Origin of the sequence: Brevundimonas sp. (assembly GCF_035999125.1) — a bacterium.
In the GTDB taxonomy this organism is placed as follows: Bacteria; Pseudomonadota; Alphaproteobacteria; order Caulobacterales; family Caulobacteraceae; genus Brevundimonas.
This window is the reverse complement of the sequence record NZ_DASYGX010000004.1, coordinates 151853-173838: the sequence shown is the minus strand read 5'-3', so window position 1 is coordinate 173838 and position 21986 is coordinate 151853. Positions and strand designations below refer to the sequence as shown.

Below are 21986 nucleotides of genomic sequence, written 5' to 3'. Positions count from 1 at the left end.
GCCAGATCGACAAGGCGTCAGGCCGCGACCGCGGACCTCGCAAGTGCACATTGGCTCCAGATTTCGGACAGCGCGGCGACCAGACGATCGACGTCCTCGTCCGAATGGACGGGGGAGGGTGTGATGCGCAGCCGCTCGGTGCCCTTGGGCACGGTCGGATAGTTGATGGGCTGCACATAGATGCCGTGGTGCTCCATCAGCCAGTCGGAGACCAGTTTGCACTTGTGCGGGTCGCCGACCATCACCGGGATGATGTGGCTGGGGTTGTCCATCATCGGAATGCCCGCCGCGTGCAGGCGCGCGCGCACGGTGGCCACGCGCTCCTTGTGCCGGGCGCGCTCGATCTCGGACGTCTTGAGGTGCCGGATAGAGGCCGCCGCGCCGGCGGCGACGGCCGGGGGCAAGGCGGTGGTGAAGATGAAGCCCGAGGCGAAGCTGCGGACGAAATCGATCAGATCGGTCGAGCCGGTGATGTAGCCGCCCATCACGCCGAACGCCTTGCCCAAAGTGCCCTCGATCACCGACACCCGGTCCATCAGGCCTTCGCGCTCGGCGATGCCGCCGCCGCGCGGGCCGTACAGGCCGACGGCGTGGACCTCGTCCAGATAGGTCAGGGCGCCGTGCTTCTCGGCGACGTCCAGGATTTCGGCCATGGGGCAGATGTCGCCGTCCATCGAATAAACGCTCTCGAAGGCGACCAGCTTGCTGCGGCCCGGCTCCAGCGCCGACAGGCGGCGGTCCAGGTCTTCCGGATCGTTGTGGCGGAACACCTGGCATTCCGCGCGGGAGTGGCGGATGCCCTCGATCATCGAAGCGTGGTTGCCGGCGTCCGACAGGACCACGCAGTCCGGCAGTCGCGCCGCCAGCGTCGACAGCGCCGCCCAGTTCGACACATAGCCGGAGGTGAACAAGAGGGCGGCTTGCTTGCCGTGCAGGTCGGCCAGCTCGCGCTCCAGCAGGACGTGGTGGTGGTTGGTGCCGGAGATGTTGCGGGTGCCGCCGGCGCCGGCGCCGCACTCGTCCAGCGCCGTGTGCATGGCGCGCAGGACGGGTCTGGACTGGCCCATGCCCAGATAGTCGTTGGAGCACCAGACGGTGACGTCCTGAACCGGGCGCTCGCCGCCCTCATAGCGGCGGGCGTTGGGGAAGGCCCCGGCCTTGCGCTCCAGCTCGGCGAAGACGCGGTAGCGCCCCTCGGCCCGAAGCATGTCCAGCTGCTTGGCGAAGAAGTCGTCGTAGGTCGACATGGCGGCCCCTCCCAAGGTCGTGTCTCGTCTCGTGGTCATGCGCGGGGTCTCCGCGCATCGCGTTCCAGCGCCCAGCCCCACAGGGCCCGATCCGGCGAGGGCGCCATCAGGAACAGGTGTTCGATCAGTCCGAGCCCGGCCAAGCCGGCGGTGAGGGCGAAGCCGAGCGCGGCGCCGGAGCCCAGCTCCGGGTCCACGGCGCGGGACGCCAGGGCCCAGGTCAGGCCGGTCGAGGCCAGCAGGGACAGCGGCATCAGGGCGTTCAGCGGGCGGCGCACGAACCAGACGCGCAGGTGCTCCAGCGCGGCCGGCAGGAAGGCCAGCGGCGGATTGGCGACGCCCAGATAGATGTTCAGCTTGGTCGACAGTCGCAGGACGAACAGGACGGCGAAGGTGATCAGCCCCGTCGGATTGGCCCCGTTCCAGGCCAGGGCGACGACGACGGCGAGGGTCGCCGCCAGCGCCAGTTCGTGATGCATGACGGCCGCGGCGGCCGCGCGGAAGCGGGCGAACCCGGCCGCGGGCGGCGCGAGTCGGCTGTGATCCCCTGAGACGCGGCCGGAGAGGAAGGCCAGCTCGTGCCAGCCCCAGACGGTCAGGGCGGCGACGAAGCCGACGACCGAGCCGACCACGCCGGGCTCCCGCGCGGCCCACGCGAGCGCCGCGAGAGCCGCCACGGCCAGAACGCCGCCGACGCCCAGGATCGCCCCGGTCGCGCCGACGGGCCGGCGCACCAGCCACAGCACCAGCCCGGTCGACGCCCACCACAGGACGAGCGCGACCCCAAGTCCGGTCAGAAGGGGAGACAGGCCGGTCACCAGGTCGGCGCCAGGCGCACGTTCGCCGGCGGCGTGTTGCGCTTCACCGGCAGAAAGTACATGCCGATAAGGGCGCCGGCGGCGGCCATGCCGTGCCGCACCTTGCCCATCAGACCCGACAGACCCCCGCGCGCGGACGCCGCGCCGATGCCGTCGGCGGCGCGACGCAGATCCTCGAACCCCTTGCGGAACTTCGGCGCGTCGGTGTCCAGAACGACCGGGAAGACCTGCTTGCTGATCTCGTTGGTGATCCGGAAGACCTCGAGGTCATATTCGGACGGATCGACGCCGAGGGCCGCGTGGAAGGCTGGCCGCGCATGGTCGCGCACATACATCGTCGCGTAGACCGACAGCAGAAAGAAGCGGATCCACCAGACGTTCGGCCCCTTCAGCAGTTTGGGGTTGGTCCGCATCAGCAGGGCGAAGGCCTCGCCATGGCGGAACTCGTCGTTGCACCACTCCTTGAACCAGTTGAAGATCGGGTGGAACCGCAGTTCCGGATGACGCTCCAGCTGGCGATAGATGGCGATATAGCGGGCGTAGCCGATCTTCTCCGACAGATAGACGGCGTAGTAGATGAACTTGGGCTTGAAGTAGGTGTAGGACTTGGCCTTGGTCAGGAAGCCCAGGTCCACGCCGATGCCGGCGTCCTTCAGCGTCTCGTTGATGAAGCCCGCGTGGCGGCTCTCGTCGCGGCTCAGCAGTTTGAACAACGCCTTGACGTCCGGGTTCGTCACCCGCTTGGCGATCTCGGCGTAGAGGACGCAGCCCGAGAATTCGGACGTCACCGAGCTGACCAGGAAGTCGATGAACTCCTTGCGCAGTTCTTCGGGCAGGCCCTCGATCACGCCCTCGAACGCCTCTTCGCGGCGGAAGTGGTAGCGGTTGGGATCGGCCGACATCTCCGCCAGCAGCTGGTCCCATTCGGCGCGCACGGGCGTGACGTCGATCCGGTCCATGGCGGCGAAGTCGGTGGTGTAGAACCGCGGCGTCAGAACCGTGTCGGTGCGCGCCATGGCGGTGGTGTCGACGCCGGGCACGGCGGTCGCGCGCGCCGGGCGACGCGGCCGGCGGGTGATGGGGCCCTCGTCCAGAGCGATGGCGGTCACAGGCGCCTCCCGGAGGTGAAGCTGACTTCATAGAGTTCGGACAGTTCCAGCCGCGCCGACAGGCGGGTCCAGAACCGTTCCAGTGGGCCCGCGCGGCGCAGGCTGGCGGTGCGGCGGAAGGTGCGACGCTCGCCGAACGGCACGGCGATCGGGTCGCCATGGACTTGCACCTGATCGCCCGGCCGTATCTCGGGGTCGCCGTCCAGCACGACGTGGGCGTACAGATTGTCGGAGGTGTGCTCGACCTCGACCGTGCAGGGCAGGCGCTCCAGGCGGGCGGGCATCAGGCGGCTCCTTGGTGCAGCAGGTCGCGGAAGGCCGCGCGGTTGTCAGGCCCAAAGGCGTCCAGCTTCAGCGTGCGCCCGGTGGCGGGGTCGCTGAGGCTGAGGGCGCCGTCGCGGCTTTCCGACATGACGAAGGGCGTCTCGGGGCCCAGGCCGCGCATCTTGCGATCGCGGGTCAGGGTGCGAGCCACGCCGCGCAGGAAGCCGCCGGAGTCGGGCGGGATGACCACGTCGCGACCGCCGCCGACCGCCTGGACGACCACGGAGCCGTCGGCGCGGTCCTCGAAGCGGACCTGGCGGGTGACCGCCGGCGCTTCCGGTGACGCCGCGGGCGCCTCGGGCATCGGAACCCAGCCCGCCTGCACCGCGCCGACCGCGCCGATGCATGTCAGCATCAGGACGGCCGAGGCGATCAGGGGCGTCTTGCCGATGACGGGGTCGTGGTCGGACATGGTCGGGATCCTCAGGCCGCGGCCGGTTCGCCGGCGGGATCGCGACGACGTCGCCGCGCCGGAGTCGCGGCCATGGGCGGCATGCGGGCGCGCTCGCGCACCTCGCCGCGCCAGGCCTCGGTCAGAAGCTCGGCCACGGCCTGGGCGTCGGGAACCGCGCGCATCATCGGCTCCGGGTGCACGATCCGCCACGGCCGCGCGTGCGGCCACAGGTGCGGATAGGCGATCTTGCTCTCCGGCGTCAGACGCAGGGGGATGTCGCCCACGCCCGTCGCATCGACCTTGATCCCGGCCGACTCGATGCGGCGATACGGAACCTGGAAGATCTTCGACAGGGCCACGCCGTGGCGCAGGACGAAGCGGCGGTTGGTCAGGGTGTAGACCGTGGTCCGCGCCGCCAGCCAGGCATAGCCGGCCAGCAGGGCGACCGCCGCGGCGCCGATCACGGCGACCACCAGCGCGTCCATGGCCAGGGCTCCGACGTCGCGCCCCTGCGTCCATCCCGCGCCGACCCGCCAGACGGCGATCACGGCGAAGTAGGCGGCGATGACCCGCACGTGCAGGGCCGTCCGGGCCAGGACGCGCCAGTCTGGCGCGCCCTGCCACAGGATGTGCTCGCCCTCGGGCAGCTGGGCGGGAAGGCCGCGGATCGGCTCCCCGCCGTGCTCGTTCGGATGCTCGCTCACAGCCAGGGCTCCTGACGGTCCGGCGTGGCGTACAGGTAGCCGCCGCCGTAGTAGGCCATGATCCGCTCTTCCTCGTTGAGCGTGATCGTCTCCGGCTGGGCCAGGCCGGGGATGCCGGCGAACTGGGCCGCCGTCAGGGCGCCGACCTCGACGACGCGCTTGCCGCCCCTGACCACGCACTGGTTGACCGGGATCAGCGCGGTGCGGCCCGTCGCGGCGACCGTCATCTCGTGATAGCGCGCGATGAACTCCGACCGGTCGGCCCAGACGTCGGTGACCGTGCCGGCCACCTGGCCGTCGCAGCCCACGACCGCGAAGCCGCGGGGATCGGGATCCTCGGACGCCAGATGATAGGTCGGGTCGGCCCTAAGCGGCACGAGGCGCGGCAGGCCGTGCAGGGTCATGTCCGGATAGTTGGGTCGGTCGGCCCAGGCGGCCGGGCCCACGCCGTCGGCCAGCGGATTGCCGGTCGGCTCGATAGGAGACCCGTCGGTCGCCGCGCTGCGGACGGCGGCCAGAGGGCGCGAGTCGCGCGTGCCGTTGGGCACGGTGCGCGTGCCGTGGCCGTGCGGCAGGCGGAAGGTCTTGGGCTTGGGATTGAGGAAGGTTCCCAGCGGCTCCAGCCGTCCGGTGACGTCGTTCTCCAGCGGGAAGCCCTCGCGCCGGTTCTCACGGCGCAGATAGACGATCAGTCCGGCGAAGAAGAGCCAGAAGACCCAGAGCACGAGCTCCGCGGCGTCGAACGCCCGGAAGAGGAAGAAATCGTTGTCCATGCCACTGTCCTTTCGATGGGATCAGGCGGGTAGATCGGCGAGGCCGAACCGGTTGGCGGAGGCGCCGGCGGACGGATCCGGCCGGGCGGGGCTGTAGCGGGCGAGGGGGCCGATGGCGGCGAGCGCCGCGAACAGAAGCCCGATCTCGAGGTGGTAGACGACGCTGTAGGCGACGGACGGGTCCGACAATGCCGGGCCCAAGGCTCCATTGGCGGCCAGATGCGAGGCGACGTCGCGCAGGGCGCCGCCGGCCAGGATGGCCAGCCCCACGGCCGAGGCCTGGACCGCGCCCCAGGCGCCGACGGCGATGCCCGAGCGGCCTTCACGGGCGAGCGCCATGGACGCCGTCAGGGTGCCGACGGAAAACTGGCCCGACCCCAGGCCGATGCCGAAGGCGCCGAGGCAGAACAGGGCAGTTGATCCCATCGGCGCGGCGGCGATCACCAGCACGAAGGCGACGACGCCCCACAGCAGGCCGCCCGCCGCCATCCGGTGCGCGTCCACGCCCCGGTTCAAACGATGCGCCGACAGCGCCAGTCCGATCAGCGTGCCCCCGGCCCACAGGGCGGTCAGGGCGGTGGTCGCGCCCACGCCCATGCCCAGGATCTCGCCCCCATAGGGTTCCAGCAGGACGTCCTGCATGGCGAAGGCGGCGGCGCCCAGGCCGACGGCGGCCAGCAGACGTCCGGGCCGGCCGCCGGCGACGAAATCGCGCCAGGCGTCGGCAAAGGGCGGGCGCGGCCTGGACGGCGAGGTCAGGGCCAGGTTCTGCGCCTCCTGCTTCCACAGGGCGGTCAGGTTCAGAACGACGGCGACCATGGCCGCGCCTTGGATGACGCCCACCAGCTTCACCGGCGTGAAGTCGCGCAGCACCGCGCCGATCAGGAGGGCGCTGATCAGCATGCCGACCAGCAGCATGACGTACAGCAGGGCCACTACGCGCGGCCGTGCCGCCTCCGGAGCCAGGTCGTTGGCCAGGGCGAGGCCCGCCGTCTGGGTCATGTGCACGCCGGCGCCGGTCAGCAGGAAGGCGATCATGGCCGCGCCATGGCCGACCCAGACCGCGCCCGCCCAGTCCGACCCGGTGTCGCCGGAGCCGATCAGCAGGGCGAAGGGCATGATGGCCAGGCCGCCGAACTGGAACAGGGTGCCGAACCAGATGTAGGGCCCGCGCCGCCAGCCCAGGTGCGAGCGATGGGTGTCCGACCGGTGCCCGATCAGGGCCCGCAGCGGCGCGAACAGGAAGGGCAGGGCGACCATCGAGGCGACCAGGATCGCGGGCGCCTGAAGCTCGACGATCAGCACGCGGTTCAGCGTGCCGGTCAGCAGCACGCCGATCATGCCGACCGAGACCTGGAACAGCGACAGGCGCAGCAGCCGACCCAGCGGCAGCTCCGTCGTGGCGGCGTCGGCGAACGGCAGGCAGGCTGTGAACAGCCTGCGCCACGCCTCCCTGTTTTCTGCCGCCTTCGGGGTCATCGCCGCACCAGCTCCACCGCGACCGAGGTGTAGAAGCCGCCGGACACCCGCTCGCAGCGGTCGGCGCGCATCGGGCCGGCGACGTCCAGCCGGCGGCGCAGGGCCTCGACCGACACCGGCGCGATGGCCGGCGCGCGGTCGGCGCGCGGGAACAGCTTGCCCGCCGTCAGCATCAGCATCAGCGGCGCGGTCCGGGGGGTGACGGTGAACAGCAGCGAGCCCGAGGTGCGCTTCGCCAGAGCGATCGCCGACGCCTCGATGTCGGCGGTGGCGTAGTGGATCAGGGAGTCCATCGCCACGACGTGGTCGAACACGCCCAGCGACGGGTCCAGCATGTCGCCGGCCATGAAGGTCACGTCGCCGGCGGTGGCCTCATGCATCAACTCTTCGGCCGCGCGTTCGCGGGCGATGTCGATCAGGCTGGAGGAGACGTCGACGGCCACCACGTCGGCGCCGCGGCGCGCCGCCTCGACGGCCAGGGCGCCCGTGCCGCAGCCGGCGTCCAGGATGCGGCGGCCCGACAGGTCGGCCGGCAGCCAGGACAGCAGCAGGCCACGCATCCGGTCGCGCCCAGCCCGCACCGTGGCCCGCACCTTGGACACCGGCGCATCGCTGGTCAGCTGGGCCCAGGCATCCAGCGCGGTGCGGTCGAAATACTGCTCCAGCCGGGTGCGTGAGGCGGCGTAGGAGGTTCCGAGGTCGAGTGCGGTCATCAGTCGAACCCCAGGAAGTCGAAGATGTCGCGATCCTTCATCGGCTCGGCCTCGATCGGATCCATGCCGTCCCAAAGCGACTGGGCGAGGCGCAGGTACTCGGCCTTGGCCGCCTCCAGCGCAGGCGAGCCGTCCATCTCGAACACCACCGACTTCTTCAGGCGGCTGCGGCGGATCTCGTCCAGGTCGGCGAAGTGGGCGATGCGCTTCAGGCCGATCGCGTCGTTGAAGCGGTCGATCTCGTCGGTGCCCGCGCTACGGTTGGCGATGATGCCCCCCAGGCGCACGTCGTAGTTCTTGGACTTGGCCTTGATGGCCGCGACGATGCGGTTCATCGCGAAGATGCTGTCGAAGTCGTTGGCCGTGACGACGAGCGCGCGCTCGGCGTGCTGGAGCGGGGCGGCGAACCCGCCACAGACCACGTCGCCCAGCACGTCGAAGATCACCACGTCGGTGTCTTCCAGCAGGTGGTGTTCCTTCAGGAGCTTGACCGTCTGGCCGACGACATAGCCGCCGCAGCCGGTGCCGGCCGGGGGTCCGCCCGCCTCCACGCAACGCACGCCGTTGAAGCCTTCGTAGACGTAGTCCTCGGGGCGCAGTTCCTCGGAATGGAAGTTCACCGTCTCCAGCACGTCGATGACGGTGGGCACCAGGCGCTTGGTCAGGGTGAAGGTGCTGTCGTGCTTGGGATCGCAGCCGATCTGCAGCACCCGCTTGCCCAGAAGGCTGAACGCCGCCGACAGGTTGGAGCTGGTCGTCGACTTGCCGATGCCGCCCTTGCCGTAGACGGCGAAGACCTTGGCCGAGCCGATCTTGAGGTTGGGGTCCAGCTGGACCTGCACGCTGCCGGCGCCGTCCGGCGGACGGCTGCGGCGCGTTTGCGGGAGATCGAGAGTCAGGCTCATGCGGCCTCCCTGGGAGTGATGCCTTCGAGGCGGTCCTCGAGTTCGTCGGAAGCGTCGCGCAGCGCCGCCAGAGTCGCCTCGTCCGGCGCCCAGTAGGCGCGGTCCGAAGCTTCCAGCAGGCGATTGGCCATGCGGACCGAGGCCTTGGGGTTCAGCTTGGCCAGCCGCTCGCGCATCTCGGGGTCGAGAACGTAGGTCTCGCTGATCTGCTGATAGACCCAGGGCTGGACCTCGCCCGTGGTGGCGGACCAGCCCAGGGTGTTGGTGACCTGGGCCTCGATCTGACGGACGCCTTCGGCGCCGTGCTTAAGCTGACCCTCGAACCAGCGGGGGTTCAGCACGCGGGTGCGGGTTTCCAGCGCGACCTGTTCGGCCAGGGTGCGGACCTTGCCGGACCCTTGCGTCTGGTCGCCGATGTAGACGGGCGAAGCCTTGCCCCGCGCGCGCTCGACCGATTTGGCCACGCCGCCCAGGGTGTCGATGTAGTGGTCGATGGTGGTGACGCCCAGCTCGACCGAGTCGAGGTTCTGGTAGGCCAGATCGACGCCTGCCATGGCGCTGTTCAGCAAGGCGGCATGCTTCATCGGCTTGCCGGCCCGGCCGTAGGCGAAGCCTTTGCGCTTTTCGAAGGCGTCGGCCAGCTCGCCCTCGTCGGACCACAGGCCGGCGTCGATCAGCTGGTTGACGTTGGCCCCGTAGGCGCCCTCGGCGTTGGAAAAGACGCGCAAGGCGGCCGTCTCAAGATCGCAGCCCAGCCGCGCCTGATGCGCCAGCGCGCGCTTGCGGACGAAGTTCATCTCTTCCGGCTCGTCGGCGCCCGCGGCCTGGAAGGCGGCGTCGGCCAGCAGCTTCATCTGCAGCGGCAGCAGATCGCGGAAGATGCCCGACACGGTGCAGATCACGTCGATGCGGGGACGGCCAAGGGCCTCCAGCGGAATCAGCTCGGCGCCGCTCAGCCGGCCATAGGCGTCGAAGCGCGGCCGGGCGCCCATCAGGGCCAGCGCCTGCGCGATCGGCCCGCCCTCGCTTTTCAGATTGTCGGTGCCCCACAGGACGATGGCGAGGGATTCCGGCAGGGCGCCGGTCTCCTGGACGTGGCGGTCCAGCAGGCGATCGGCCTGACGCGCGCCGTCAGCCACGGCATAGGCGGACGGGATGCGGAAGGGGTCGAAGCCGTGCAGGTTGCGCCCGGTCGGCAGCACCTCCGGCGTGCGCAGCAGATCGCCGCCGGTGGAGGCGGGCACGTAGCCGCCGTCCAGCGCGTGCATCAGGCCGTCCAGTTCTCCGCTGGCGGACAGGGCGCGGTTCAGGTCGGCGAGCTCGTTCAGCAGGGCGAGGACGGCGGGGTGGGGCGAGGACGGCGCGGCGCCGGCGATCAGGGCCTCGACCTCGGCGCGGGTCACGGCCGCGCCCTGCCGGGCTTGGGCGGAGGCCAGCAGCAGGTCGGCGCGCTCGGTGGCGGAGAAGGGCTCGCCCAGCACATGCAGGCCGCTGGGGATCAGGGTCGCCTCCAGCTCCGCCAGCGCCGCGCCGACGGCGGCGACTTGGGCTTCGGCCTCTCCGGCCGGCACGGGCAGATCCAGCCCGGCCGCCGCGTCCAGGATCATGGCGTGCAGGTCGCGCTCGGCGTGGTCCGGCCCGCGGGCTCTCCAGCGGTCGATCAGGGCCTTCAGGTCCGCCAGCCCCTTATAGAGGCCGGCGTCGGTGACCGGCGGCGTGATGTAGCTGACCAGCGTCGCGTTCGAGCGCCGCTTGGCGATCATGCCCTCGGAGGGATTGTTGGCGGCGTAGAGATAGAGGTTCGGCAGGTCGCCGATCAGGCGGTCCGGCCAGCAGGCGCCGGACAGGCCGGACTGCTTGCCCGGCATGAACTCCAGCGCGCCATGGGTGCCGAAGTGCAGCACGGCGTCGGCGTCGAAATCCTCGCGGATCCAGCGATAGAAGGCCGAGAAGGCATGGGTCGGGGCGAAGCCGCCGTCGAACATCAGCCGCATCGGATCGCCCTCGATCCCGAACGGCGGCTGCAGGCCGACGAAGACGTTGCCGAACGTCGCGCCCAGCACGAAGATGCCGCCGCCGTTGGCCAGCGACTTGCCCGGCGCCGAGCCCCAGACGGCCTCGATCTCGGCCAGATGGACCTCGCGACGGACGTGATCGTCGGTCGGGATGCGGGCCATGACCGCGCCGTCGACGCCCCAGCGCGCGGCGTCGCCTTCCAGGAGGCGGGCGCGCAGATCCTCGACCGTCGCCGGAACCTCGACGGTCCAGCCCTCGGCCTTCAGCCGGATCAGGGTGCGGTGCAGGCTTTCCCAGACCGACAGCTGGGCCGCCGTGCCGACCGCGCCGGCGTTCGGCGGGAAGTTGAACAGGACGGTCGCCAGTTTCCGTTCGGCACGTGGAGTCTTCCGCAGCCGCACCATCTTCAGCACGCGACCGGCCAGGGCCTCGGCGCGCTCGGGGCAGGGCAGCATGTGGCGGGCGCCGTCGTCGCCGTCGAAGGTGCAGCGGCGCGCGCAGCCGGTGCAGGCCTGGCCCGATCCGTCTGTGCGGCCGCCGAAGACGGTCGGGGCTACGGCGCCGTCCAGCTCCGGGATGGAGACCATCATCGTGGCCTCCAGCGGCATCAGGCCCCGGTCCGACCCGCTCCACTGCTGGAAGGTCTGGAACTCCAGCGGATGGGCGGCGACGTATGGCACGTCCAGCGTCTCGAGCATGGCCTGGGCGGCGGCGGAGTCGTTGTAGGCCGGGCCGCCGACCAGGGAGAAGCCGGTCAGGGACACGACCGCGTCCACCGTGGGTCGGCCGTCCGCCATGAAGAACCGCTCGATCGCCGGGCGGGCGTCCAGACCGTTGGCGAAGGCCGGCACGACCTTGAGCCCCCGCGCCTCCAGCGCCGAGATGACGCCGTCATAGTGGGCCGCGTCGCCGGCCAGGGCGTAGGAGCGCAGGATCAGCACGCCGACCGTGCCCTGGTCCCCCGTGGAGGGCAGGGCCTCCATCCGCTCGCCCATCGGCGGGGTCATGCGTGTGTGGTACAGGCCGATCTCCGGATATTCGATCGGCAGGTCGGCCTTCAGCGTCCCGCGCAACGCGCGGCGCGGGCCGTCGGCGTAGCGGTCGATCAGCATGCGGACCATGGAGACCAGGTTCGCCTCCGATCCCGCCAGCCAGTACTGCAGCGTCAGGAACCAGGCCCGCACGTCCTGTGCCGTGCCGGGCACGAAGGCCAGCAGCTTGGGCAGGCGGCGCAGCATGGCCATCTGCTGGGCGCCCGGCGCGCCGCCGGTGGCCTTGGTGTTGCCGCGCAGCTTCTTCAGCAGCGCCAGAGGCCCCTTGTCGGAGCCGTCCATGCGATAGGCGCCCATGCGCGTCAGACGGATGACTTCGGCCGCCGACATGGCGCAGACCATGGCGTCGCAATGATCGCGCCGCGCCTTCAGGTCGGGCAGCACCGCCTGGATGTGCTCGTCCATGAACAGCATGGTCGCCACGACGACGTCGGCGGTGGCGATGTCGGCGCGGCAGCGGGCCAGGGCGTCGGCGTCGTCGGCCCAGTCGGCGGCGGCGTGCAGGGTCAGGATCAGGCCGGGCACGTCCCGGCGCAGCAGGCGCTCGGCCGCGCGCGCGGCGCCGGCCAAGTGGTTGTCCAGGGTGACGATCGTCACCCGGATCTCCGGGCGCCCGGAGTCAGCGGCTGTAATGCGATTTCGCATCATACAGCGTCTCCAGGGCGATGGACGTCAGGCCGTGTTCGGCCGCGAATTTCTCGGTGTTCCGGCGGGCCTTGCCCCGCACGAAGAAGGGGATCTTGCGCAGTTCGGCCTCGGCCTCGGCCAGCCAGACGACATTGGTCGGGTCGAGCGGCGCCCGTTCGCCCGGCAGGGGCTCGACGCCCGCGCCGTGTCCGCCGAGGTGCGAGGCCCCGGCGCCGTCGTGGAACTCGAAATCGTCGCGGAACATGTGAAGCAGGTGCTCCTCCAGCCCCATGACCAGCGGATGCACCAGGGTGTCGAACAGGACGTTGGCGCCCTCGAACCCCATCTGGGGCGAGTGGCGCGCCGGGTGATCCTGCACATGGAAGGGGGCCGAGACGACCGCGCAGGGGATGCGCAGACGCTTGGCGATGTGGCGCTCCATCTGGCTGCCCAGCACCAGCTCGGGCTGGACGGCCTCGATGGCGGCCTCGACCTCCAGATAGTCGTCGGTGATCAGGGCTTCGAGGCCTAGGGCCGTCGCGGCGGACCGGACCTCGCGCGCGAACTCGCGATTGTAGGCGCCCAGGCCGACGACGGTGAAGCCCAACTCCTCGGTCGCCACGCGGGCCGCGGCCAGGGCGTGGGTCGCGTCGCCGAAGATGAAGACCCGCTTGCCGGTCAGATAGGTCGAGTCCACCGACCGCGACCACCACGGGCTGCGCGCCGCCGGATCGTTCAGCACGGGCGTCGGATCGACGCCCGTCAACGCGGCGACCTCGGCGATGAAGTCCAGCGTCGCGCCATAGCCGATGGGAACCTTGCGGACCGCGGGCTGGCCGAAGGCCTTCTCCAGGTGCCGCGCGGCCTCCTCGGCGATCTCGGGATAGAGCACGACGTTGAAGTCGGCCTCGCCCAGGCGGGCCAAGTCGGCCGGCGCGGCGCCCATGGGCGCGACGACGTTGATCTCCACGCCCATCCGCTGGAGCAGGCGAGTGACCTCGACCACGTCGTCCCGATGGCGGAAGCCCAGAGCCGTGGGCCCCAGGATGTTGCAGCGGGGCGCACGGCCCTGCATCGGCGCGCGCTCGACGGGCTGGGCCAGATGGCGGACCAGCTGGCGGAAGGTCTCGGCCGCGCCCCAGTTTTCCTTTTTCTGGTAAGACGGCAGCTCCAGCGGAACGACCGGGACGGGCAGGTCCAGCGCCTTGGCCAGGCCGGCGGGATCGTCCTGGATCAGTTCGGCGGTGCACGAGGCGCCGACGATCATGGCCTGGGGCTGGAAGCGGTCGAAGGCGTCCTTGCAGGCCGTCTTGAACAGCTCGGCCGTGTCGCTGCCCAGATCGCGGGCCTGGAAGGTGGTGTAGGTCACGGGCGGGCGGGCGCCGCGCCGCTCGATCATCGTGAACAGCAGGTCGGCGTAGGTGTCGCCCTGGGGGGCGTGCAGGACGTAGTGCAGCCCCGTCATGCCGGTCGCCACGCGCATCGCCCCGACGTGCGGCGGTCCTTCGTAGGTCCAGACGGTCAGCTGCATCAGGCGGCGCCTCTCTGGTTTGAAAGGGCCGGGGAGAGCCGGCGACGGCGGTCCAGCGGGCGGGCGAACAGGGCGGCCAGATCGGCGGCCTGGTCAAAGCCGTGGACGGGGCTGAAGACCAGCTCGATCGACCACTTGGTCGACAGCCCCTCCATTTCCAAGGGATTGGCCAGGCCCAGGCCGCAGACGGTCAGGTCGGGGCGATCCGCGCGCACGCGGTCCAGCTGACGATCGACGTCCTGACCCTCGGACAGGCGCGTGCCCTCGGGCAGCAGGGCCAGCTCCTGCGACAGATGCTGGCGGTGCAGGAAGGGCGTGCCGACCTCGATCGGAACCATGCCCAGCTCACGGGACAGGAACCGCGCCAGCGGAATCTCCAGCTGGCTGTCGGGCAGGAAGCTCAGGGTCTTGCCCTCCAGCTCCAGCCGGATCGCGGCCAGGGCGCGCGACGCTCGTTCGCGGCCTGGGGCCACGGCGGCGCGGAAGGACATTTCGTCGACGCCGAAGGCGCGCGCGGCGGCGTGCAGCCAGTCGGTGGTGCCCTCGACGCCGAAGGGGAAAAGGGCGGGCAGGCGCTTCGCTCCCCGGTCCTCCAGCGCGCGCGCCGTGTCGCCCAGGAACGGCTGCGCCAGCAGGAAGCGGGTGTTCGGGCCGACAGCGGGCAGGTCGTCGTGGCGGCGCTCGGGCAGGGCGGCGACGCGCGTGATGCCCAGCTGGGCGAAGATGCGGCGGAACTGGTCCTCGACCACGTCGGGCAGGGCGCCGACGATCAGCAGGGACGGCTCGGCTCCGGGCGCCTCGACCGGCATGCGTGGAACGAGGGCGGCCAGGCAGGCGTCCTCGCCCTGGGTGAAGGTCGTCTCGATGCCGCTGCCGGAATAGTTCAGCACGCGGGTGCGGCCGCCCCCCATGGGACCGTGGCGCGCGTCCAGCCGAGCGGCCGCGCGGCTGAGGTCCAGCTTGATGACCTCCGACGGGCAGGAGCCGACCAGGAACAGCACCCGGATGTCGGGCCGCCGCGCCAGCAGGCGGTCGACCACGCGGTCCAGCTCCTCATTGGCGTCCGTCAGACCGGCGAGGTCCTTCTCCTCCATGATGGCCGTGCCGAAGCGCGGTTCTGCGAAGATCATGACGCCGGCGGCGGACTGGATCAGGTGGGCGCAGGTGCGCGAGCCGACTACCAGGAAGAAGGCGTCCTGCATCTTGCGGTGCAGCCAGACGATCCCGGTCAGTCCACAGAAAACTTCGCGCTGGCCGCGCTCGCGCAGCACCGGCGCCGTCGAGCAGCCCTCGCCGCCGATCAGGGGGGTGGGGAGGGCCGATCCGCTCATGCGTGCGCGCCCTCCGGCGGGCCGGTCATGCGGGCGGGCGCCTCAAGGCGCGCCATGCGGAACTTCCACAGGAACTGCGCGGCGTTGACGACGTAGGCGGCGTAGGCTGCCAGGGCGAGCGCCATCTGCTCGGCCGGCGAGCCCCACCCCATGGCCAGGGCGGCCAGATAGGCCGTATGCAGGGCCAGGACGGCCATCGACACCACGTCCTCCCAGAAGAAAGCCGGGGCGAACAGCCACTTGCCGAACACGACCCGTTCCCAGATCGAGCCGGTGATCATGATGGCGTAGAGGAACAGGGTCTTGACGATGATCGACAGCGTCGCCGCCGCCTGACCCTCGCCGCTCCAGAGATAGCGGAACACCAGAAACAGGCTGACGACGAAGGCCAGGAACTGCAGCGGGGCGAGGGCGCCCTGGATCACGGTCCACACCGTTCCGTCGCGTCGGGCTCGCTCTTCCGGGGAATACAGCGGCTGCGGGGTCGCCTGCCGGCCGAGAGGCAAGGGGCGATATCCCGCGTGCGCCGACCAAGGGTTCGACGTCAGGGAATCGAGGCGGCCGTCCAGCCAGCGACCCCATGCGGAGCCCTGCAGCTTGGTGGTCTGGGCCGCTTGCGACGCCATGGCCGGATCTCCTCCCCGAGACCGCTTGAGCGACGAAGGTAGGCCCATCGTCAAAACAGTGTCAAATCTTTTGGACGTTCGCAGAATTGGACATGCGTTCGGGTTCCGACCTTGACTCCCTGAGCGATCGGTGGGTTCCTGCGTGGGCGGATAACGCTGGCGTGCGATCCCGAATGGGGGGCGCGACCGGCCGGGCAACCGGTCAAAAGACGATGGGGAGCGTGGCGCCAAGCCGGGGCGATGACCCTGACCTGACGTGTTCGAGACAAATCTCGGGAGGGTCGTCGGGTGCTGAACATCAATCCCTTTTCCAGAGGCCGCAAGGAGCCTGAGCGCCGCGTCGTCGTGCCTTTCGCCCCTCGGCCCCGACGCGACCGGTCGGCGGCGGATCTGGCCCGCATCATCGAGGGAGAGATCATCCCCCGGCTGCTTCTGACGCAGGAGGCTCGCGCCGCGGTGGCGCCCAGCCTCAGGGAGCTGGAAAGCCGGGGCGCCATGGTGGACGGCTTGGCCCGCCGCACGATCGAGGAGGATCTGCCGCCTCTGCTGGCCGACGCGCTCGGGCGGATCGAGTCCGGAGACACCTTCGAAGGACTGTGTTTCGAGCTTTTCGCTCCGGCGGCCCGGCGGCTGGGCGATTGGTGGCTAGAGGACAGGATCACCTTCACCGACGTGACGGTCGGTCTGTGCCGGCTGCAACAACTGGTTCATGAACTCAGCGACCGCTTCGCGCCGCACGACCCCGGTCCGGACGCGCCGTCGATCCTGTTGGCGGCCGCTCCGGGCGAGCAGCACGTCTTCGGACTGACCCTCATGGGCGAGGTCTTCCGCCGCGGCGGTTGGCGCGTCAGTCTGGTTCAGGAGGCGACGGCCGGCGAGTTGATCGACATGGTCCGGACGGAGGTTTTCGCCGTGATCGCCCTGTCTTTGACGGATGAGCGCTTCTATCCGGAAACGCTGAAGCTGGCGCCGAAGCTGCGCCGCGGTTCAGCCAATCCCGGCGCCGTCCTGATGGTCGGCGGGCCGGCCTTTTCGGAGGCGCCCGCCAGGATATCCGAAATCGGCGCGGACCTGTCCGCCGCCACGGCGCAAGAGGCTTTGCACGCGGCCGACCGCAGGATCGGACGCCGCGCGGCCCTTGCTTGATGCGTCCCGGACGGGAGGTTAAGGCACGTCGATGACCGTGACCCCCCAGGCGGCCGCGATTCCCTTCAAGCGACCGGATTGGGCGCTGGGTGGACTGACTCTCGACGTCGTGGCCCAGCTGGTCGCCGCGTCGACCGACATCGCCCTGATCATCGATCGCGACGGGGTCATCCGCGACCTTTCGGTCGGGGACATCGATCTGGTGTCGCGCGGTCTCGGCGACTGGGTTCATCAGCCGTGGGCCGAGACGGTCACCGAGGAGAGCCGCGCCAAGGTCGAGGCCCTGTTGAAGGATGCCCGCGCCGGCGCGGCCCCTCGCTGGCGCGAGATGAACCATCCGGGGCGGGGAGCCGGCGAGACCCTGCCGGTCCGCTATTACGCCGTCGCGGTGGGCGAGGACGGCCGGGTCATCGTCATCGGCCGCGACCTGCAGTCCACGGCAGCTCTTCAGCAACGGCTGCTGCGCGTTCAGCAATCGCTGGAGCGGGACTATCTGCGGCTGCGGCAGGCGGAATCGCGGTATCGCCTGCTGTTTCATTCGGCGCGGGAGCCGGTGCTGATCGTCGATGCCGCGACGCGGCGTGTGCGCGAAGTCAATCCGGCCGCGGCCCGCCTGCTGGGCCAGGCCGAGGGAGACGTCGAGGGCCAGGCCTTCGCGGGACTGCTGTCGAAGGACAGCGCCGCCGCGGCCCAGTCCGCCTTCGCCGCGGCGACGGCGTCGTCGACCCCGCCCCCTGTCCGCGTGCGCCTGGCCGGAGGCGCGGACGTCGAGCTGAGCGCCAGCCTGTTCCGTCAGGATCGGGCGGCGTGCCTGCTGGTGCGCCTGGCCCCCGACGGCGGCGCCGTCGATCCGGCCGATCCCGCCGGCGCCTTGATGGGCGTGCTGCAGAACATCTCGGACGCCTTCGTCGTCACCGACGCCGATCTGAACATTCTGACGGCCAACCCGGCCTTTGTGGATTTGATCCAACTCGTGTCGCGCGAAGAGGCGGTGGGCCAGTCGCTGGACCGCTATCTGGGTCGGCCGCAGATCGACCTGCGCATCCTGGTGGCCCAGCTGAAGGAGCACGGCTCGGCGAGGAACTTCGCCACCATCGTACGGAACCGTTTCGACGAGCCGGAGGAGGTGGAGGTGTCGGCCGTGGCCGTGCCGGGCGAGGCGCCGCTGTTCGGCTTCAGCATCCGGGGCGTCGCGCGTCGGGTGATCGCCGCGCCCGCTGCGGACGGGGAGTCGCTGCCGGGAGCCCGTTCTGTGGAGCAGCTGACCCAGCTGATCGGCCGCGCGCCGATGAAGGACATCGTGCGCGAGTCGACCGACCTGATCGAACGGCTGTGCATCGAGGCCGCGTTGAAGCTGACGTCCAACAACCGCGCCGCCGCGGCCGACATGCTGGGGCTGTCGCGCCAGAGCCTGTATTCCAAGCTGAACCGCTTCGGTCTGGGGTCGGGCGAGGACGAGTGACGCCGCCCCCACATGAGCGAAGTGTCAATCCAAGTTGACGTCCAATCGGCGAGGCGCATAGTGGCGCCATGTCCAGGACGCTCGCCGCCGCGACGCCGACCCTGCCGTCTCCGGCCGCAGTGCTGGAGCTGTTCAAACCGATAACCTGGTTTCCGCCGATGTGGGCCTTCGCCTGCGGGGTGGTGTCGTCGGGTCAGCCGATCGAGGGGCGCTGGCTGTTCCTGATCGCGGGGATCGCCCTGACGGGGCCATTGGTCTGCGCCACCAGCCAGGCGGTGAACGACTGGTTCGACCGGCACGTCGACGCCATCAACGAGCCGCATCGACCGATCCCGTCCGGACGCATCCCGGGCCGGTGGGGCCTGTGGATCGCCATCATCTGGACGGGGGTGTCGCTGGGCGTCGCCGCCCTGACCGGGCCGTGGGTTCTGGGGGCCACGTCTCTGGGGCTGGCGCTGGCCTGGGCCTACAGCGCGCCGCCGCTGCGGCTGAAGCGCAGCGGCTGGTGGGGCCCCGCCGCCGTCGCCCTGTCCTATGAGGGGCTGACCTGGTTCACCGGCGCGGCGGTGATGGCGGGCGCCCTGCCGTCGGCGCCGATCCTGTGGCTGGCCGGGCTCTACAGCCTGGGCGCCCACGGCATCATGACCCTGAATGATTTCAAGGCGATCGAGGGGGATCGCCGCACGGGGCTGAAGTCGCTGCCGGTCACGCTGGGCCCGCGTCGGGCCGCGCTGCTGGCCTGCGCCGTCATGGCCGTGCCGCAGGCGGTCGTGGTGGCGCTGCTGCTGGGCTGGGAGCGGCCGATCCAGGCCGGGATCGTCGGCCTGTCGCTGGCGCTGCAGGGGCTGGCGATGGCGCGGCTGCTGCGCGATCCGGCGCGCCTGGCGCCCTGGTACAACGGCACGGGGGTCACACTCTACGTGCTGGGCATGATGGTCGCGGCCACCGCCGTGGCGACCCTGGGAGGGGCGGCATGAGGGACGGAACCCTGAGCTGGCTCGGCGTCGCGCGCCTGGGCCTGGTGCAGAGCGCCCTGGGCGCGATCGTGGTGCTGACCACCTCCACGCTGAATCGGGTGATGGTGGTGGAACTGGCTCTTCCGGCCATGCTGCCGGCGGCGCTGGTGGCTTGGCACTATGCGGTCCAGCTGTCGCGTCCGCGCTGGGGGCACGGGTCGGACGCCGGGGGCCGGCGCACGCCGTGGATCATCGGCGGCATGGGCGTGCTGGTTCTGGGCGGCATCCTGTCGGCCAATGCGGTCGCCCTGATGGCGAGTTCTCCGCTGTGGGGGACGGTTCTGGGCGTGGTCGCCTTCAGCCTGATCGGGGCGGGCGTCGGGTCGTCGGGCACGTCGCTGCTCGCTCTGCTGGCCAGTCGCACGGCGCCCGAGCGACGTCCCGCGGCGGCGGCCATGACCTGGATCATGATGGTGCTGGGCATCGCGGCGACGGCGGGGGTCGCCGGAGGCCTGCTGGATCCGTTCTCGTTCCAGCGCCTGGCGCTGGTCGCCAGCGGCGTGGCCATGGCGGCGTTCCTGGTCACCCTGCTGGCCGTCTGGGGCGTCGAGGCGCGCGCGACCGCCGCCGCCGAACCGCGAGAGGCGCATGTGCCCTTCGCGCAGGCGCTGCGCGAGACGCTGGCCGACCCGCGGGCCCGCATGTTCGCCGTCTTCGTCTTCGTCTCCATGCTGGCCTACAGCGCCCAGGACCTGATCCTGGAACCGTTCGCCGGTCTGGTCTTCGGCATGACGCCGGGGCAGTCCACCCAGATGGCGGGCGTTCAGCACGGCGGCGTGCTGCTGGGCATGATCGTGACCGGCGTCCTGGGCGCCAGGATCGGCGGCGGATCCTCCGGCTGGATGCGAAGCTGGACTGTCGCCGGCTGCGTCGGGTCTGCGGTCGCCCTGATCGGGATGGCGATGGCCGGCATGGTCGGTCCGGGCTGGCCGCTGATCCCCAACGTCTTCCTGCTGGGCCTGTTCAACGGCGTCTTCGCCGTCGCCGCCATCGGTTCGATGATGGGACTGGCCGGTGAGGGCGAGCAGCGGCGCGAGGGCGTGCGGCTGGGCGTCTGGGGCGCCAGTCAGGCCGTGGCCTTCGGGCTCGGCGGCTTTCTGGGGGCCGCGGGCGTCGACATGGGGCGCGCCCTGATCGGCGCGGACGGACCGGCCTTTCTGATCGTCTTTTCGCTGGAGGCGGCGTTGTTCGCCGCGTCCGCCCTGATCGCGCTGGGCCTGACCGTGCGGTCTTCGCAATCGACCCTGGAGGTTCGGCATGTCGGCGCCTGAGACCTTCGACGTCGTCGTCGTCGGCGGCGGGCCCTCGGGCGCGACGGCGGCCGAGACCCTGGCCCGGGCGGGGCGGTCGGTCCTGCTGCTGGACAGAGCCGGGCGCATCAAGCCCTGCGGCGGCGCCATTCCGCCGCGGCTGATCCGCGACTTCGCCATCCCGGACACGCTGATCTGCGCGCGCGCGCGGTCGGCCCGGATGATCGCGCCGTCCGACAAGCGCGTGAACATGCCGATCGAAGGCGGCTATGTGGGCATGGTCGATCGCGACCGCTTCGACGAATGGCTGCGCGATCGGGCCGCCATGGCCGGGGCTCAGCGACGGACGGGCACGTTCGAGGCGCTGGACCGCGACGCCGACGGCACGGCGGTGATCCGATACCGCCCGGAGGGACGCAAGGGCGCCGAGACCACATCCGTGCGCGCGCGCACCGTGGTCGGGGCGGACGGCGCCAAGTCCGCCGTCGCGGCTCAGGCCGTGCCGGGCGCGAAGGAGAACCGCTGCGTCTTCGCCTATCATGAGATCATCCGCGCGCCGAAGGGCGGGGCGGACTTCGAACCCAGCCGATGCGACGTCTGGTACCAGGGCGGCCTGTCGCCGGACTTCTACGCCTGGATCTTCCCCCACGGCGACACCGCCTCGATCGGCGTCGGCTCGATGCAGAAGGGCTTCTCCCTGCGCTCGGCCGTGGCGCGGCTGCGCGCGCAGACGGGGCTGGACGCCTGCGAGACGGTGCGCACCGAGGGCGCGCCCATTCCGCTGAAGCCGCTGAAGCGGTGGGACGACGGACGCGACGTTCTCTTGGCCGGCGACGCCGCGGGCGTGGTGGCCCCGGCCTCGGGCGAAGGCATCTATTATGCCATGGAGGGCGGTCGTCTGGCCGCCGAGGCGGTGGACGAGCGCCTGCGCACCGGCGACGCACGGGCTCTGCGCACCGCGCGAAGCCGCTTCATGAAGAGCCACGGCAAGGTCTTCATGGTCTTGGGGGTCATGCAGCACTTCTGGTACCGCTCGGACAAGCGGCGCGAGCGGTTCGTCAGCATGTGCGCCGATCCGGACGTCCAGGCCCTGACCTGGCAGGCCTACATGAACAAGGAACTGGTGCGGGCCCGGCCGGGGGCGCATGCGCGGATATTCTTCAAGGATCTGGGCCACCTGTTCGGCCTGTCGCCGGCTTGACCTGGCTGGCCGACGTCGTCCTGGTCGCCCTTGTTCTGGAGGCGGCCTTCCTGACCCTGTTTCGCAAGCGCGCGATTTGGGACGTCATCCTGATCCTGGGACCCGGCGCCGTGCTGGTCTTGGCCCTCAGGCTGGCGCTGGCTGGCGCGGACTGGTGGTGGATCGGGGCGACCCTGTTCGCCTCGCTGCCCCTGCACCTGCTGGATCTCGCCCGGCGGCCCGCATAGCGAAAGGCCCCGGCGTCTCCACCGGGGCCCCCGCA

At 70.8% G+C, this 21986-nt stretch carries 20 protein-coding genes; 6 read left to right on the top strand and 14 right to left on the bottom strand.

The genetic code is table 11. The features are described 5' to 3' along the window. Positions 1-17: 17 nt before the first annotated feature. The 14 genes from hemA to bchF are packed head-to-tail and all read right to left on the bottom strand — an operon-like array spanning position 18 to position 15649. Positions 18-1286, bottom strand: coding sequence for a 5-aminolevulinate synthase (hemA, locus tag VGN45_RS02505; protein WP_414643379.1), 1269 nt, complete (start codon positions 1284-1286; stop codon positions 18-20). Continuing rightward, complete coding sequence (gene puhE / locus VGN45_RS02500) at positions 1283-2065, bottom strand: putative photosynthetic complex assembly protein PuhE (RefSeq protein ID WP_327458953.1); 783 nt, start codon at positions 2063-2065, stop codon at positions 1283-1285. The genes hemA and puhE overlap by 4 nt, the downstream gene beginning before the upstream one ends. Next, a complete protein-coding gene (acsF, locus tag VGN45_RS02495) occupies positions 2062-3174 on the bottom strand; it encodes a magnesium-protoporphyrin IX monomethyl ester (oxidative) cyclase (protein ID WP_327458951.1) in 1113 nt (370 codons plus the stop codon). The genes puhE and acsF overlap by 4 nt, the downstream gene beginning before the upstream one ends. Further along, positions 3171-3458, bottom strand: coding sequence for a hypothetical protein (locus tag VGN45_RS02490; RefSeq protein WP_327458948.1), 288 nt, complete (start codon positions 3456-3458; stop codon positions 3171-3173). The genes acsF and VGN45_RS02490 overlap by 4 nt, the downstream gene beginning before the upstream one ends. Next, positions 3458-3910, bottom strand: a complete 453-nt coding sequence (gene puhC / locus VGN45_RS02485) for a photosynthetic complex assembly protein PuhC (RefSeq protein WP_327458946.1) — start codon at positions 3908-3910, stop codon at positions 3458-3460. The genes VGN45_RS02490 and puhC overlap by 1 nt, the downstream gene beginning before the upstream one ends. A gap of 11 nt (positions 3911-3921) precedes the next feature. Next, positions 3922-4596, bottom strand: a complete 675-nt coding sequence (puhB, locus tag VGN45_RS02480; RefSeq protein WP_327458944.1) for a photosynthetic complex putative assembly protein PuhB — start codon at positions 4594-4596, stop codon at positions 3922-3924. Next, entirely contained in the window at positions 4593-5369 is a 777-nt protein-coding gene (puhA, locus tag VGN45_RS02475) for a photosynthetic reaction center subunit H (protein ID WP_327458942.1), read from the bottom strand. The genes puhB and puhA overlap by 4 nt, the downstream gene beginning before the upstream one ends. Positions 5370-5390: 21 nt before the next feature. Next, positions 5391-6848 (bottom strand): BCD family MFS transporter, encoded by a 1458-nt coding sequence (locus VGN45_RS02470; RefSeq protein ID WP_327458940.1) that lies wholly within the window; start codon positions 6846-6848, stop codon positions 5391-5393. Continuing rightward, positions 6845-7561, bottom strand: a complete 717-nt coding sequence (gene bchM, locus VGN45_RS02465; protein ID WP_327458938.1) for a magnesium protoporphyrin IX methyltransferase — start codon at positions 7559-7561, stop codon at positions 6845-6847. Before bchM ends, VGN45_RS02470 begins: the two co-directional genes overlap by 4 nt. Then, positions 7561-8466, bottom strand: a complete 906-nt coding sequence (gene bchL, locus VGN45_RS02460; RefSeq protein ID WP_327458936.1) for a ferredoxin:protochlorophyllide reductase (ATP-dependent) iron-sulfur ATP-binding protein — start codon at positions 8464-8466, stop codon at positions 7561-7563. Before bchL ends, bchM begins: the two co-directional genes overlap by 1 nt. Beyond that, positions 8463-12131: a magnesium chelatase subunit H gene (locus VGN45_RS02455; RefSeq protein ID WP_327458934.1), complete on the bottom strand. Its 3669-nt coding sequence runs from the start codon at positions 12129-12131 to the stop codon at positions 8463-8465. Before VGN45_RS02455 ends, bchL begins: the two co-directional genes overlap by 4 nt. Before the next feature lie 22 nt (positions 12132-12153). Next, positions 12154-13692: a ferredoxin:protochlorophyllide reductase (ATP-dependent) subunit B gene (gene bchB, locus VGN45_RS02450; protein WP_327458932.1), complete on the bottom strand. Its 1539-nt coding sequence runs from the start codon at positions 13690-13692 to the stop codon at positions 12154-12156. Beyond that, on the bottom strand, positions 13692-15023 hold the full coding sequence (locus VGN45_RS02445) for a ferredoxin:protochlorophyllide reductase (ATP-dependent) subunit N (protein ID WP_327458930.1): 1332 nt from the start codon (positions 15021-15023) through the stop codon (positions 13692-13694). Before VGN45_RS02445 ends, bchB begins: the two co-directional genes overlap by 1 nt. Continuing rightward, complete coding sequence (bchF, locus tag VGN45_RS02440) at positions 15020-15649, bottom strand: 2-vinyl bacteriochlorophyllide hydratase (RefSeq protein ID WP_327458928.1); 630 nt, start codon at positions 15647-15649, stop codon at positions 15020-15022. Before bchF ends, VGN45_RS02445 begins: the two co-directional genes overlap by 4 nt. 288 nt (positions 15650-15937) lie before the next feature. Here bchF and VGN45_RS02435 point away from each other — a divergent pair, with 288 nt between their 5' ends. The 6 genes from VGN45_RS02435 to VGN45_RS02410 all read left to right on the top strand — a co-directional run bounded on the left by VGN45_RS02435 (position 15938) and on the right by VGN45_RS02410 (position 21951). Continuing rightward, the gene (locus VGN45_RS02435) at positions 15938-16795 is read left to right on the top strand and encodes a cobalamin B12-binding domain-containing protein (protein ID WP_327458926.1); all 858 of its coding nucleotides are present in this window, start codon (positions 15938-15940) and stop codon (positions 16793-16795) included. A gap of 31 nt (positions 16796-16826) precedes the next feature. Next, on the top strand, positions 16827-18257 hold the full coding sequence (gene ppsR, locus VGN45_RS02430) for a transcriptional regulator PpsR (protein ID WP_327458923.1): 1431 nt from the start codon (positions 16827-16829) through the stop codon (positions 18255-18257). A 68-nt stretch (positions 18258-18325) separates the two neighbouring features. Continuing rightward, the gene (chlG, locus tag VGN45_RS02425) at positions 18326-19234 is read left to right on the top strand and encodes a chlorophyll synthase ChlG (RefSeq protein WP_327458921.1); all 909 of its coding nucleotides are present in this window, start codon (positions 18326-18328) and stop codon (positions 19232-19234) included. After that, positions 19231-20544: a BCD family MFS transporter gene (locus tag VGN45_RS02420; protein WP_327458919.1), complete on the top strand. Its 1314-nt coding sequence runs from the start codon at positions 19231-19233 to the stop codon at positions 20542-20544. Before chlG ends, VGN45_RS02420 begins: the two co-directional genes overlap by 4 nt. After that, the gene (locus VGN45_RS02415) at positions 20531-21724 is read left to right on the top strand and encodes a geranylgeranyl diphosphate reductase (protein ID WP_327458917.1); all 1194 of its coding nucleotides are present in this window, start codon (positions 20531-20533) and stop codon (positions 21722-21724) included. The genes VGN45_RS02420 and VGN45_RS02415 overlap by 14 nt, the downstream gene beginning before the upstream one ends. Continuing rightward, entirely contained in the window at positions 21721-21951 is a 231-nt protein-coding gene (locus VGN45_RS02410; RefSeq protein WP_327458915.1) for a hypothetical protein, read from the top strand. Before VGN45_RS02415 ends, VGN45_RS02410 begins: the two co-directional genes overlap by 4 nt. Positions 21952-21986: the final 35 nt, after the last annotated feature.